Origin of the sequence: Aeromonas sp. R7-4 (assembly GCF_040908055.1) — a bacterium.
Taxonomy (GTDB): Bacteria; Pseudomonadota; Gammaproteobacteria; order Enterobacterales; family Aeromonadaceae; genus Aeromonas; species Aeromonas sanarellii.
Genome location: NZ_JBFODA010000067.1, coordinates 171,230 through 185,347, shown reverse-complemented (window position 1 = coordinate 185,347; position 14,118 = coordinate 171,230). Strand labels below are relative to the sequence as shown.

Here is a 14,118-nt window from a genome sequence, read left to right as displayed (position 1 = left end):
AGGCCGACGGGCCGCGGCGACACGGGATGACAAAAAGGCACGGGCGCGATCGGGACACAGGAACGACGCCCTGTGCCCGGTCGGATCAGCAACGGGAAAGCTCCCGCCCAACGCCCGCGAGGGATGAGACGCTAGTCCCCCTGGCAGAAGCGAAATTGCAGGTGGTGGCAGCGAAGCCGCCGAGTGTGCAGATAGCCGAAGCAGTCAGGCAACTGCCTGAAGTAGATGAGGGGCAAAAAGAACAGCAGGCCGCAGAGCAGGCCGAGGATCTCGTGCTGGAACCAGGCCAGCAGCATCTGGTAGGGCTCGGGGTGGTTGGTGCCTTCCAGCCGCCGTCCCTGCTCGAAGCCGAGCCGCCACTGTCCGCCCGGCGGCAGGCTGACGCTGTTGATAAGCCCGGGATCAGCCGGCTCATGCAACTGCATCGAGGCGCCCTGGCCGACCGCAGCCTGACGTACGGCTGCACCGACCTCTGCCGCAGCGAAGGCGGCAAGCCACATAAGGCTGGCGATGGCGAGGGCCATCAGCCAGGTCGAGCGTCGGCCAGCGGGTGACAAGCGGGGAGTCTCTTCTTTAAAAGAGGATTCAGCGAGGCCGAATATATCACAATTCATCTTTTTATTGAATTCGAAACCCTGCAAACACCCACGAATTGATACTAAAAACCCTAGTTATCAATAAATCTGGCAATTAAAAACCACAATGAGCACACGGGGCACTCTCTTTACCCTCACGGTGCCCCTCACTCCTGCACAAAGGCTGGGTGGTAGCACACTTCGCCACTGGGCATGGCCGCCCCGAACGAGCGAGCCATGAAGTACTCGGCCGGCACGCCGGGCAGCGTCAGCCCCGGCTCGGGCACGAAACCGAAACGGCCGTAGAAGCCGGGATCCCCCAGCACCACGCAGCCGGCCGCTCCCATCCCCTTGATCTCGGCCAGACCCGCATCCATCAGTCGTGAACCCAGCCCCTTGCCGTGCAGCACAGGAGAGACCGAAATGGGGCCAAGACCATACCAGTGCGGGCTGCCATCACTGATGGTCACCGGCGAGAAGCAGAGGTGGCCGACCACCCGGCCTTCCAGCTCCGCCATCAGCGACAGGCTGAGTGCCCCGGCTTGGCGCAAGGCGCGCACGATCAGCTGTTCGTTGTGATCGGTATGGGGCGCATTGAGGAATGCGGCCACGGTCACCGCTTCAATGGCCTCGTGATCGGCGCCCGTTTCCGGTCGAATGAGGATGTTCATAGGGGTTTCTCCGTTTGTTCTCTTTCAATGAATGCTCTGATCAGGCGGCCTGCAGGCAGCAGATCACATAGCCGTAGCTGCCCAGATACTGGCGGTGGATGGCCATTTCCTGGCTCAAGTCCTGCCAGGCGGGACTATGTCCCAGCTCGGCGCAATGACGCGCCAGATTGCGCTCGATGGGGTCCAGATAGTTATTCCAGGCACTCATCGGCAACGGGGTGTGCGACAGGCAGCGATAACCCGCCTCTTGCACCGTCTTCAGCAGGCCAGCCAGCGTCTGCATGGCAGGATAATCCCGCTGCCAGAACGCCAGCGCCTCCTCTGGCGGCGTGTCCGTCAGCCACACCAGGTCGCTCAGCACCAGGCAGGCAGCAGGGCCGGCAAGGTACGGCCGCCATGCTTGCAAGGCGTTGGCCACTCCTATGGTGTAGGCGCTCCCCTCGGCCCAGATAAGGTCGGCGGGGGCAAGTTCCATGGGCAAGTCCGCCATATTGGCGCACAGGGTGGTGACCTGATCAAGCCCCGCCGCACTGGCCGATCTCGCCACGGCGGCCAGCGCCTCCTCGTCCAGATCGATGGCCACTATGGCTGCGTCCGTCACCTGTGCCAACGCCATGGTGGCGGCGCCGCGCCCGCAGCCCATGTCGAAGATCCGGCGAGGCTGGCTGGGCAGCGCGGCAAACTGCTGCTGGGTGAAGAGGCGATCGCCCGGCCCCCAATAGCTCATGCCGTCCAGCAGCAGCTTGAAATCCCGGATGTAGCGCTCATGTTCGTTCATGTCTTTGCTGAGCCATTGCAGGTGGTAACGCTCTTTTTCACTGAATCCCTGCCTCATCACCCAGGCAAAGTAGGCCTGCGGGGCTTGATGCTGCAGTTGCCGCTGCCAGGCCTTGAACTCGTCGCCGGAGTGCGCACGCAAACCGGCGAGATCCGCCAGCAGATCCCGGGCGCGTTGCATCCGCGCCAGCTCTTCATCCAGCTCCCTGACCCGGGCTTCCAGTGTCGCCTGCTCCAGCTCGCCCGCCAGACAGGCGAGGCACTGCTTGAGGCTGAGGCCACCCGCCTGCAGGGCCTGCACCATCCGCAGCCGCTGCAGATCTTCATCGTCGTAGTGGCGATAGCCGTTGGCGGCTCTCGTTCCCGCAATCACCCCCAGTTTCTCGTAATAGAGCAGGGTGGAGCGGGCCAGGCCGCAGCGCCTGGCCAGTTCGGATATTTTCATGACAGCGACTCGCAATGGGGTCCGTGACCCGATGAAGGGAAGCTTAAACCGTGAAGCAATAGACGGGTCAACGGCAAAACCCGGGTTCACACCATAAAAAACGGCCACCCTGAGGTGGCCGTCATCGGCATCAAGACAGACTCGCGGGATCAGAGGCCGGCGGCCTCCAGATGCTCCACCAGTAGCTGCACGCTGCGGTTGCCGCGCCACTCGTTGACATCGAGCCGGTAGACCAGCCGCACCCGCTTCACCGAGGCATCGGGCCAGCGCTGCAAGTCGACGCCGAAGGCGATGGCATCCACCGCGTGGCCGGAATCCGTGGTCAGCATCATCTTGAGGTGCTTCTCCCCCACCAGCCGCTGCTGCACCAGCACGAATTCGCCGTCGAACAGCGGCTCGGGGAAGGCCTGCCCCCAGGGGCCGGAGGCGCGAATAAGCTCCGCCAGCTCCAGACTCAGTTCATCGGGCAAGAGTTCGCCGTCGGTGAGCAGCACCCCGGTCAACAGCTCAGGCGTCACCAGCTCGCCGATGACCGCCTCGAAAGCCCGACCGAAGGCCTCGATATTGGCCTTGGGCAGGGTCAGCCCGGCCGCCATGGCGTGACCGCCAAACTTGCCCATCAGGCCGGGATGGCGGGTGTCGAGCAGTTCCAGCGCATCGCGCAGATGCACACCGGGGATGGAGCGCCCGGAGCCCTTGAGCTCGGTCTCGCTGCTCTCGGCAAACGCGATGACCGGGCGGTAGTACTTCTCCTTTACCTTGGAGGCCACCAGCCCCACCACCCCCTGATGCCACTCGTCCCGGTGCAACACTATGCCGGAGGGCACCTCGCCGTCACGAAAACGGATCTGCTCCAAAGTGGCGAGCGCCTCCTGCTGCATCCCCTGCTCGATCTCCTTGCGCTCCTGGTTGAGGCTGTCCATTTCGGATGCGAACTGGCGCGCCAGGTTGATGTCGTCACAGAGCAGACAGGCGACCCCGAGGGACATGTCATCGAGCCGGCCCACCGCGTTGAGGCGCGGCCCCAACGCAAAGCCGAGATCGGCGGCGCACAGGCGACGACCGTCGCGGCCCGACACGTCCACCAGCGCCTGGATGCCGGGGCGACAACGGCCGGCCCGGATCCGCTGCAAACCCTGATGAACCAGGATGCGGTTGTTGCCATCCAGCGCCACCACGTCAGCGACCGTACCGAGGGCCACCAGATCGAGGTAATCCGCCACGTTGGGGGCGCGCAGCCCCTGGCACTCATACCAGCCGCTCTGGCGCAGATGGGTGTTGAGGGCGGCCATCAGATAGAAGGCGACCCCGACCCCGGCCAGCGACTTGGAGGGAAAGTCGCAGCCATGCTGGTTGGGGTTCACGATGGCATCGGCGTCAGGCAGCTCCTGACCCGGCAAATGGTGATCGGTAACCAGTACCTGCATGCCGGCCGCCTTGGCCGCCGCCACCCCGGCGATGCTGGAGATGCCGTTGTCCACCGTGATCAGGAACTCGGCGCCGCGGGCCACCGCCAGCTCGACGATCTCCGGGGTGAGGCCATAACCGAACTCGAAGCGGTTGGGCACCAGAAAATCGATGTGGCGACCGCCCATGGCGCGCAGGGCCAGCACGCACAGGGCCGAGCTGGTGGCGCCGTCGCAGTCGAAGTCACCGACGATGAGGATCCGCTTCTGGGCCGCCAAGGCGTCAGCCAGCAGTGGCACTGCCTGCTCCATGCCGAACAGGCGCTGGGGCGGCAGCAGCTGGCTGGCGCTGCGCTCCAGCAGCACCGGATCTTCAACCCCGCGACTGGCGAAGATCTGGCGAAGCAGCGGATGCAGGGTGGCGGGCAGATGGGAATCATCGACTCGCGGACGACGACGGATGTGCAGGGGCATGAATTCGATCCTGTCTTCTGAGGCTATGAGCTATGGCAGGCCGTATGATACACGCCTTGAGCGGATCGGCGAGGGGGGAGTTTGCAGGACCAGACTCTAGGAGGTCTGGACTTCAGGAGGCACAGGGGGGGCTGAGCGTTCCAGCACCCGGTAGAGGGTCAGCCTGGAGATCCCGAGATGGCGGGCAGCCTCGGTCACATTGTTGCCGCACAGTATCAGGGCCCGGCGCACGGCCTCGCACTCCGCCTCGGCCCTCACCAGGTTCAGTGGGCGAATGCCCCCCTCTGCCAGCGGCAGAGCCAGACCCAGATCCTGATGATCGATGCGACACCCCTCGCACAGGACCAAGGCTCGCTCCAGCCGGTTCTTGAGCTCCCGCACATTGCCAGGCCAGTGATATTTCATCATCTGGTGAATGGCGCTGACCGTAAAACCGTGCACCTTGGGATTCAGACTACCCATCTTGTTCAGGAAATGGTGGGCCAGCAGCATGATATCCTCCCCCCGCTCACGCAGGGGTGGCAACTCCAGATCCAGCACGCAGAGGCGGTAGAAGAGATCTGAACGGAAGTTCCCCTGTGCCATCTCTTTGTCCAGCATCCTGTTCGTCGCGGCAATCACGCGGATGTCCACCTCGATGGGCTCGGTGCCCCCCACCCTCACTATGGTGCGCTCCTGCAAGAACCTCAGCAGGTTGACTTGCATCTGCACCGGCAGCTCCCCTATCTCGTCGAGGAACAGGATCCCCTTGTGCGCCCTCTCCGCACAACCGATATGGCGCCGCCAGGCATCGGTGAAGGCCCCCTTCTCGTGACCAAACAACTCCGACTGGATCAGGGTGGGTGGAATGGCACCGCAGTTGATGGCGACGAAGGGACCATTCGCCCGCTGGGAATGCCGATGGATGAGGCGAGCCACCAACTCCTTGCCCGTACCGCTCTCCCCCTGCAACACGACAGACGAGTCCGCCTTGGCCAGTCGCTCCACCCGATGCATGAGCTGCTTCATGACGGGGCTGGCACCGATCAGCCCCCCCTCATCCTTGCCATGCCCGCAGGGGCGATGCCCCTTTCCCCTCAGGCAGGCGATGCCAAACGCATGGCCCAGTATGGCCAGCAGACGATCATCCTCCACCGGCAGGCTGTGATAATCGAAGCAGTAGTTCAGAAGCTGCTCCTGCATTCTGGGTAGCGCGAGCAGATGGGGGGGGGCGAGGGCAACCCAGACCATGGTGCCGCAGGTCTGGCGAAAGAGCGTCTCCACGGCTTCGGCCTCCCCCTCACTGAGCAGCACCACCCCCACTCTGGGAGCCTTCTGTACGTAGTGGCTGAAGGCCTCCTGCGGCGACGAGGCCGAACAGACCCGCCACCCAAGAGAGGATGCATGGGATGGAGGACGCCACACCTCGCTCGTGTTGACACACAGCAGCATACGAATTTCCATCAATGCACCCCACCGCATGGCGGCACAAACAATGTGCAAAGTATTGGATAGAAGGTCGACTTGTGCCACTGATGAAACAGGGATAAAAACCCTCTCAAATGAGACCCAAAATCAACAAAACCCCATTAGAAACAATAAATTTGAAATATTTGCCAATTAAATCCGATCACTCGCAAGACAATCATCCCCCTCACCATGTTCCACCTTGGAGACAGCATCAAAAAGCCCCCTTCGTTGTCCCATCGGCGTGTGCGCTAGGCGCGCGTCCCGGAGTGCATCATGTCATTAACAACGCCTCTTCAGATGCGCATTATAACCCTTCTTTTTCTTTGTTTTTCAGCATGTTGTCCTCGTGGAACAAAGCCTGCATTCCAGCTGCGCCCCCGGCTGTGCACACAGCACCGGACGACATGGACAACAACAAGCAGAAGGAATGCAACATGGATACCCGAGCAATACATCTCTGGCTACGCTGTTGGCAGCACGGCCTCCTCGCCCTGGCCTTGCTGTTGGCGCTCTGTGCTCCGGCACTGGCCGCCACGGCGGAGTCCCCCTTCGAGCTGGATGCCAACCCGCAGGATGACAATCCAGCCCTCAACAGCGATGACTGGGCCACCCCCCCCGACAGCGGAGCGGCAACCAAGTTCACCGGCATCATTCAGGACACCGCCCCCAGGACCATCTTCGAGGGGGGCAACAAGGACATACTGGATATAGACAAATGGAGCTGGAAAGATGGCTCCGTGCCCGACAAGGATGACCTGACCCACGCCTATGCCGCCGCCTACAACGAGAATAACGACCTGTTGCTCTACTTCGGTGCCGACAGGATCTCCAATGTGGGCGACGCCTTCATGGGGTTCTGGTTCTTCAAGCAGAAGGTCACCGCCCTGCCCAATGGCGGCTTCAGCGGCAAACACACAGTGGGGGACACCCTGGTGCTCATCAACTTCCCGCAGGCGAGCAACGCGGTTCCCTATCTGGCCGTGGTGACCTGGGATCCGACCTGCAGCAAGGCGACCAACAACAACCCGCAGCCGGGTCAATGCGCCGCCGCCAACCTGAGGCTCAAACTGCAGGGCTCGGGGGCCAACGACGTCGTCTGCGCCAATCAGGGCGGTGCCAACCTGGCTTGCGCCCTGACCAACACGGGTAATGTGCCCGTGCCCGCCGACACGCTGGCAAACGGTGTCAGCGGCCTGTGGAGCGATTACACCCCCAAGAGCGGCACCCAGGGCACCTTCCCCTTCGAGAGCTTCTTCGAGGGCGGGATCAACCTCAGCCAGATCGTCGGCGGCGGTGACGGCTGCTTCAGCAGCTTCATGGCCGAGACCCGCTCCTCCAGCTCCTTCACGGCAGCCTTGAAGGACTTCGTGCTGGACAACTTCGAACTGTGCAAGGTCGAGATCACCAAGGTCTGTACCGGCGGTGACCTCAACGGCGATGAAACAGGTTTCACTTACAGCTTCGAAGGCACCGTCACCAACGCAGGCTTCGGCACCATCTATGACGTCGTCGTCACCGACGACAACGGCACCCCGGCCGACACCAGCGATGACTTTGTCGTCGCGACCTTCGATTCCATAGCCAAGGGGGGATCAGAAGACTACAGCGGCAGCTTCGGCTCCGCCGGTAACGGACCGACCAACGGCGTCAGTGTCAAGGCCGCCTCCAGCGACGGTGGCGCACTGTCGATCACCGCATCCGCCACGGCGGCCTGCCCCTTAATCGATCGGAAACCAGGGATCAGTGTCACCAAGTCCTGTGAAACCAAGGTCATCACGGACTCGAACCAATTGGTGGTGAGAGTCGACTTCAGTGGTGAGGTCTGCAACACCACTGGCAAAAATGGTATCCCTGCGGTTGGCCTGTATAACGTCAAGATCGAGGACACGGTGGAGGATGGTTCAAATACTACGACCACGATCAAGGAGATCGACTCGCTCCCGGCGAACACCTGTGAACCCTATTCAGGGTCTTACTTCCCGAGCGCAGCCGGATCTATCAACCCCGGCGAGATATCCTTCAGCGATACAGTGAAGGCGACGGGGACAGCACCGCTCGGCTTTGGCAGCGCAACCAACTCGATGAAGGCTACCTGCCCGCTCTGCCCGACTTGCCCGGATTGCCCCACTCCTTAGGCATGACAGGCGCTAGTCACGAGTGAACCACAGGGCCATGGTGCAGACCATGGCCCTTCTTCATGGCATCAAGGCTGGGTGTCTGCTCCCCCATCTGCCCCCCCCTCACGAGCGCCGACGGGCACAGAGGCCACCACGCCCCGCAGTGAGCGAAGCGTTAATAGCGGCAGAGGCATAAATTTCTCGGGCATTGAGGTTGCCAATCGGGCTTGAGCCCCGCAAGCTAAACGTGACGACGGGAGGCATCATAGCCATCCCTCTGTTTTACAGATGTTTTATTGTTCAAAACCAGATGTGGTCACGCCACACGCCGTCCATTTTTAGGGGGAAAAATGAGTCTGATTCAAGAATTCAAGGCCTTTGCATCCAGAGGCAACGTGATCGACATGGCGGTCGGTATCATCATAGGCGCCGCCTTTGGCAAGATAGTCTCCTCCTTCGTGGGAGACGTCATCATGCCGCCCATCGGCCTGATCCTGGGCGGGGTGGACTTCAGCGATCTCGCCGTGACCCTGAAGGCAGCCGAGGGGGAAGCCCCGGCCGTGGTCATCGCCTACGGCAAGTTCATCCAGACCTGTATCGACTTCCTGATCATCTCCTTCGCCATCTTCATGGGGCTCAAGGCCATCAATACCCTGAAGAAGAAGCAGGAAGAGGAAGCCGCCGCACCGGCCGGCCCCACCAAGGATCAGGAACTGCTGACCGAAATCCGCGACCTGCTCAAGTCCCGCCAGGACCAGTAAGCCCGCTCGCGGCGCCACGTCCATCATGCCCGCAGTCTTGCTACTATAGGGGAGCCCAGTGCTCCCCTTCGTGCTTCTCCACCAGCACCTCAGGTGCTTTCTCTTCTACCCCCCAACACACCTGCTTTCCGGGAGACGGGCGGACGCGTTTTCGCGTCACTTTTACCGGCACGGCTCCCGCGCGTGCAACCTTGACGGACTAGATACCTCACTGTCTCAATCTTGATACACAGCCCTCCCCCTTGGCAGCCAACCCCCCGATCATGGTGCCAGCCGGACTCCGACCCGCTTGCAGCCATGGAAACCGCCACAACGCCCCCCTACCGCAGTTCATCATCAACCCAGCGTCCCTCGAGACTATACCGGTTGCAAGCCCCTCTCCCGACGCCCCCCTGTTTCATCGCCGTAACGGCGTTAAAAATTAAAAATCGTTATTGATCAATGCAATACAAACATACCACTTTTATCCCCCCACACAATCGTTACACCTCTCCCCCCTATTGCTGACCTGTAACGCCGAAAAATAAAACAAAATCATTATTTTTCAATTAATTACCTTCATGGTACGCGCCTTGCGATTAAAGCAGGCTGCCTCCCGATGCCCGCCCTGGGCGCAGAGCCCCTGTCACCGACACAAGGGAAAGCCTCTGCCTGACCAGATGCTGATTCGGGCCTCACCAGGTGATGGCACGTCATGGAACAAAAAACCACAGCATAGGAAGAGGAAAGTGTCATGAAACCAAACAAGCGCAACCGCCTGTTCAGCCCACTACGGACGGCCTGTACCGCAACACTGCTGCTATGTCAGCCTGTGTTCGCTGGCGTGTGGACCAATGTTGACACCGGTGGTGTCCCAGATCTTAACGCACAGAAATGTATGGCAGATGCCTATGTTCTGGCCGGCGGCAAGGGCATGGCCAACACCCTGGGTGAGTCGCTCAACTGTACGGCCAACGATGTGGCCATCACCAATGTCAAACCACTCGAAACGAATGGAAAACCGATAGAGTGCGAGCTTGGCAAAACATTTCAGTTCCGGGCGGATATCACCGTCAAGAGCAACGCGTCGGAGCGCTGGGACACTACCTTCTATCTGCCACTCAACGATAAGAGCCCGCAAGTCATTCAGGGGCTGAGTGCCAAATCGTGCAGCATACTGCTGCCAAAACCTAACGAAGAGGGGGCGGCAGATCTGGATGGAGATCAGTGTGGCGACATCAAAAAATCGCTCTTGAGCGGCGGTCAATATGTGCTGGAAGATGAACCCATCACCATGATCTGTGAAGACAAGGACGAGGACGGTCAGGCTGACTTTCATTACTGCGCCGCCTGGGATAACCAGAGCCGCAATAACTGTACCGTGGCCGCCGATCCTGTGGTCGGGCAGGTGCCTAACACCAAGTCCAAGTGCAACTGCGCCACCTTCAACATTCCGGTCATCATCAAACCCGAGCCCCCTGTCGTAACCAAGATATTGCTCCCAGAGACCTCTGATATGGCCAGCGAGCCAGAGGGCATCTTCAAATATCTCCTGACCGTTACCAGGGATGCGACCAACAAGGCGGATGTCATCATTACCGCACTGGAGGACGTGGTGCGCTCCAGTACCGATACCAGCGTCTATGGTGCGTTCAACTTGCACAGCAGCAGTGATCAGGTATCAGGCAATCTCACTCTGCTGGGCAGCGATGAGGACTATACCTGCGACGATCTCACGCTGCCAGCCACGCTCTCCACCACCGCCCCTAGTCTCTCCTGCGTGCTGGTGATGAAGGTGAGCGATGAAGATCTGCCCGATGACGCGACCAACGCCAAGACGGCGGAGCTCTATCAGGACTTCGTCAGGGTCAGTGCAAAGAACTTTCGGGAGGAGCCGGTCGGCAACGACAAGTGTGATCTCACCGACAATGATGACACTAATGATGAGGGCAATTGCTCACAGGTGGTAACCGTCAAGATCGAAAACGTTGACCCGGTGCTTGAGATCACCAAAACCCCGGTCAAGGGCCCCGGTCTGCGCCAAGTGAGTAATGTCTGGTATGTGGATAATGAAGGGCTGATCACTTATGAGATCACCATCACCAACAAGAGCCCTGTCGATGCGGTGCTGCTGACAGAGCTTAAAGACACGGCCATCGCCGATCTGCTGACCGATAACTCGGGTTCACCGGCCTGTATTGACGCCGCAGGAATCACCCTTACCAAGGGAGAGAGCTTTACCTGTCAATACGTCGCCGATGTCAAGGTCGAGCAGAATGCAACCTACACCAACACCGTAGCGGTCAAGGGCAAGGACAACGAGGAGAGAGCCGCCAGCGACGAGGCGATGGCCTCGGTGACACGCGCCACCCCCAAGCTGTCACTGAACAAGGAGGTGGCCGCAGTCAATGGTGGTGTGCTTGACGCGATCTCCGACTTCAGTGAGGAGGCTAATGTAGCCGAGCCGGGTGGGCTGGTGGTCTATCGCTTCACCATCACCAACGAAAATAGCAAAACCAAAGAGCTTCTCACCCTGACCGCTCTGATGGACGATGTGCTGCCCAATAGTGAACGTGCCAAGTTGGCCGCAACACAACGAACCGATGAGTGTGACTTCACTGTTGACGTCCTCTATGACACCCCCTATGTCTGTACCTTGGTTGCCGAGGTGAGTGGCAATGCCACCGATGTCGGTGACACGACTTATGACGATCGTACCCTGGTCAACACCGCCAGCGTCAAGGCCACTGCTCCCAACGGGGCTTCAGTCACCTCCAATGAGGACACCGCAAAAGTGGTATTCACCGATGTGCCCCCCACCATGGATGACGCGTTCGCCCTCAAGGCCACCGTCTTTATCAAGGTGAAAAACACCAGCCATGAGCCGATTTACCTGAAGACATTGAAGGTATTGGATACTGCGGTCGCTGATGGGACAACAGCGAGCACCAAAGATAATGTTGCCTTTATCATCCGCAACCCCGCCGGGGGGGTTAATGCCTTCAGTACCAGTGCCAGCGGTCCGTGTCCGGAGCCGCCCTACACGCTGGTGTTGGCAGTGGATGAGGATTTCGAATGCTCGTTTAGCGTGGAGTTCACCGACGTTACCCCGAATAGTCCGCTCGACGGCTTTACCGCCAACGGCTTCCCGGTGTTCAGCGGCGAGATCGCCAAGAGCGTGCAAAAGCAGGTAGAAATCGTCTTTAATGACGAAGAGGGTACCACTGTTGAGGAAGACGCCGGCACCACCATCACCACCCTGCCAAGCAACTGATGAAGTAAATGGCTGCGTCGCACCGACATAACAAACGGTGCAGACGTGCAGCAACAATCAACCGGCCATCGGCCGATCACGAGGGGGGCAAGATGCCTCCCTCTTTTTATGGCCTCTGGGTGATCCGCCACTCACCACGGTGAACGGCAAAACGGCATGTTCCCACAGAAAATACCCTTCGAGCGGACCCCAAACGGTGCCACCACTAGCAAACCAGCAGGGCGTGGATTTCTAAAATCTGGCCATCGTCCTCAAGACGGCGGCACTGAACCGGAGCCAAGAGATGTTCACCGAGATACGTGACCTGCTCAAAACGCAGCAGAACCAGCAGGAGAAGTCCCCTCCCCCGAATCAAGCCCGCGGGTGATGCTGGCCGTGCAGCGCCTTGAGCCGCTCGTTCGCCACGTGGGTGTAGATCTGGGTGGTGGAGAGATCCGCGTGCCCCAGCAGCATCTGCACTACCCGCAGGTCGGCGCCGTGGTTGAGCAGATGGGTGGCGAAGGCGTGGCGCAGGGTATGGGGGGAGAGCTCGCCCTGGATACCGGCGCGCTGGGCATAGAGTTTGATGCGGTGCCAGAAGGTCTGACGGGTCATCATGCGCGCCTGCTTGGAAGGGAACACCACGTCCGAGCTGGTGCCCCCGAGCAGCAGGGTGCGCGCCTCCCGGTAGTAGCGCTCCAGCCAGTGCACTGCCTCCTCCCCCATGGGCACCAGCCGCTCCTTGTTGCCCTTGCCCACCACCCGCACCAGCCCCTGGCGCAGGCTGACGTGCTCGGCGGTGAGCCCCACCAGCTCGGAGACCCGCAGCCCGGTGGCATAGAGCAGCTCGAGCATCGCCTTGTCGCGCAGCTCCAGCGGGTCATCCACCAGGGGCGCCATGAGCAGCGCCTCCACCTCGGCCTCGCTCAAATCGGCGGGGAGCTTCTTGGGGAGCTTGGGCCCCTCCAGCAGCACGGTGGGATCGTCGCTGCGCAGCTTCTCCCGGTTGAGGTACTGATAGAAACGGCGCAGGGCCGACAGGAAACGGGCCGTGCTGCTCGCGGCGAACTGATGGTCCACCCGCCAGGCGAGGTAGTGCTGGATGTCGTCCAGCCCGGCCAGCAGCAGGGAGCTCCCCTGCTCGTCGAGCCAGAGGGCGAATTTTTCCAGATCGGTGCGATAGGCGCCGACCGTGTTGTCGGACAGCCCCCGCTCCAGCCAGAGGGCGTCGAGAAACGGCTCGATAAGGGGATGGGATTCAGCTTTGCTCATGGTACGCCGCGCTCAGGGAAAACATGGCCCATTGTAACGTGCCGACCCACCGCGGCCGCAAGTTGCCGTTGTCCATCGCCCGCCAGGCGATGAAGCGCGCCGGGCAATCTGCTAGACTGACGCCCTCCCCCGGGCGCCACCCTGCGGTTGCCCGCTCCCATTGCCGACTGCGATCAAGAGAAGAGCGATGAAGATAGGTTTGTTTTACGGCTCTACCACCTGCTACACCGAGATGGCCGCCGAGAAGATCCGCGCCCTCATTGGCCCCGAGCTGGTCGATCTCCACAACATCAAGGATGTGCCCCTCACCCTCATGCAGGAGTACGACATCCTGATCCTGGGCATCTCCACCTGGGACTTCGGCGAGCTGCAGGAAGACTGGGAATCCCGCTGGGAAGACATTCAGGATGTCGAGCTGGAAGGCCGCATCATCGCCCTGTTCGGCCTGGGCGATCAGCTGGGTTATGGCGAGTGGTACCAGGATGCCCTCGGCCTCTTGCACGATCAGCTGGTGCCCAAGGGCGTCAAGCTGGTGGGCTACTGGCCCAACGAGGGGTACGAGTTCGACGCCTCCAAGGCGCTGATCGACGATGGCCGCCACTTCGTCGGCCTGGCCCTCGACGACGCCAATCAGTACGACCAGACCGAATCCCGCATCGAGCAGTGGGTCGACCAGATATTAAGCGAGATCCACGAGCTGCTCTGATCCTGGTAGCTTGCATGTTCGATGATCCCTTGGATACGGATCGACGATGGCCATCATCTTGTCGTCGGCCTGACCCTCGACGATGCCAACCAGTACGACCAGATCGCATCCCGCATCGAGCAGTGGGTCGACCAGATCCTCGACGAGATCCACGAACGGCTCTAATCCCACTGCCGGTGGCCCGATTTCGGGTCACCGGGCGCATAAATCGCACCGATTTTCTCGTTTGGTAT

Annotated in this window: 10 protein-coding genes and 1 pseudogene; 5 read left to right on the top strand and 6 right to left on the bottom strand. The window is 60.7% G+C overall.

What is annotated here, in order from left to right; all coding sequences use genetic code 11:
* Window positions 1–131: 131 nt before the first annotated feature.
* From AB5Y72_RS20025 to AB5Y72_RS20005, 5 genes are all read right to left on the bottom strand, one after another.
* A complete protein-coding gene (locus AB5Y72_RS20025; protein ID WP_223915311.1) occupies window positions 132–557 on the bottom strand; it encodes a hypothetical protein in 426 nt (141 codons plus the stop codon).
* 185 nt (window positions 558–742) lie between these two features.
* Window positions 743–1,246 carry a GNAT family N-acetyltransferase gene (locus AB5Y72_RS20020; RefSeq protein WP_119196928.1) on the bottom strand — a complete coding sequence of 168 codons (504 nt, stop codon included), beginning with the start codon at window positions 1,244–1,246 and terminating at the stop codon, window positions 743–745.
* Window positions 1,247–1,286: 40 nt separating this feature from the next.
* Window positions 1,287–2,468: a MerR family transcriptional regulator gene (locus tag AB5Y72_RS20015; protein ID WP_368199514.1), complete on the bottom strand. Its 1,182-nt coding sequence runs from the start codon at window positions 2,466–2,468 to the stop codon at window positions 1,287–1,289.
* A 149-nt stretch (window positions 2,469–2,617) separates the two neighbouring features.
* On the bottom strand, window positions 2,618–4,348 hold the full coding sequence (gene recJ, locus AB5Y72_RS20010) for a single-stranded-DNA-specific exonuclease RecJ (protein WP_216989733.1): 1,731 nt from the start codon (window positions 4,346–4,348) through the stop codon (window positions 2,618–2,620).
* 96 nt (window positions 4,349–4,444) lie between these two features.
* Entirely contained in the window at window positions 4,445–5,791 is a 1,347-nt protein-coding gene (locus AB5Y72_RS20005; RefSeq protein WP_254203634.1) for a sigma-54 dependent transcriptional regulator, read from the bottom strand.
* 440 nt (window positions 5,792–6,231) lie between these two features.
* On the opposite strand from AB5Y72_RS20005, the gene AB5Y72_RS20000 reads away from it, so the two are divergent.
* The 3 genes from AB5Y72_RS20000 to AB5Y72_RS19990 all read left to right on the top strand — a co-directional run bounded on the left by AB5Y72_RS20000 (window position 6,232) and on the right by AB5Y72_RS19990 (window position 11,928).
* Entirely contained in the window at window positions 6,232–7,932 is a 1,701-nt protein-coding gene (locus tag AB5Y72_RS20000; RefSeq protein ID WP_325782079.1) for a hypothetical protein, read from the top strand.
* Window positions 7,933–8,264: 332 nt separating this feature from the next.
* Entirely contained in the window at window positions 8,265–8,675 is a 411-nt protein-coding gene (gene mscL / locus AB5Y72_RS19995; RefSeq protein WP_209793342.1) for a large-conductance mechanosensitive channel protein MscL, read from the top strand.
* Between the two features lie 733 nt (window positions 8,676–9,408).
* A complete protein-coding gene (locus tag AB5Y72_RS19990) occupies window positions 9,409–11,928 on the top strand; it encodes a hypothetical protein (RefSeq protein WP_325782078.1) in 2,520 nt (839 codons plus the stop codon).
* Between the two features lie 351 nt (window positions 11,929–12,279).
* On the opposite strand, the gene xerD is transcribed toward AB5Y72_RS19990, so the two are convergent.
* Window positions 12,280–13,179, bottom strand: a complete 900-nt coding sequence (gene xerD, locus AB5Y72_RS19985) for a site-specific tyrosine recombinase XerD (RefSeq protein ID WP_209793338.1) — start codon at window positions 13,177–13,179, stop codon at window positions 12,280–12,282.
* Window positions 13,180–13,366: 187 nt separating this feature from the next.
* On the opposite strand from xerD, the gene fldB reads away from it, so the two are divergent.
* Together fldB and AB5Y72_RS19975 are read left to right on the top strand one after the other, a co-directional pair.
* Entirely contained in the window at window positions 13,367–13,885 is a 519-nt protein-coding gene (gene fldB / locus AB5Y72_RS19980; RefSeq protein WP_146062926.1) for a flavodoxin FldB, read from the top strand.
* A gap of 39 nt (window positions 13,886–13,924) precedes the next feature.
* Window positions 13,925–14,050 (top strand): annotated as a pseudogene (locus tag AB5Y72_RS19975) (flavodoxin FldB); the annotation flags it as partial.
* Between the last annotated feature and the right edge of the window lie 68 nt (window positions 14,051–14,118).

Excerpts from the sequence above, each read along its gene's own strand:
- AB5Y72_RS20020 (WP_119196928.1), bottom strand. The coding sequence starts at position 1,246 with ATGAACATCCTCATTCGACCGGAAACGGGCGCCGATCACGAGGCCATT.
- AB5Y72_RS20015 (WP_368199514.1), bottom strand. The coding sequence starts at position 2,468 with ATGAAAATATCCGAACTGGCCAGGCGCTGCGGCCTGGCCCGCTCCACC.
- recJ (WP_216989733.1), bottom strand. The coding sequence starts at position 4,348 with ATGCCCCTGCACATCCGTCGTCGTCCGCGAGTCGATGATTCCCATCTG.
- AB5Y72_RS20005 (WP_254203634.1), bottom strand. The coding sequence starts at position 5,791 with ATGGAAATTCGTATGCTGCTGTGTGTCAACACGAGCGAGGTGTGGCGT.
- AB5Y72_RS20000 (WP_325782079.1), top strand. The coding sequence starts at position 6,232 with ATGGATACCCGAGCAATACATCTCTGGCTACGCTGTTGGCAGCACGGC.
- mscL (WP_209793342.1), top strand. The coding sequence starts at position 8,265 with ATGAGTCTGATTCAAGAATTCAAGGCCTTTGCATCCAGAGGCAACGTG.
- AB5Y72_RS19990 (WP_325782078.1), top strand. The coding sequence starts at position 9,409 with ATGAAACCAAACAAGCGCAACCGCCTGTTCAGCCCACTACGGACGGCC.
- xerD (WP_209793338.1), bottom strand. The coding sequence starts at position 13,179 with ATGAGCAAAGCTGAATCCCATCCCCTTATCGAGCCGTTTCTCGACGCC.
- fldB (WP_146062926.1), top strand. The coding sequence starts at position 13,367 with ATGAAGATAGGTTTGTTTTACGGCTCTACCACCTGCTACACCGAGATG.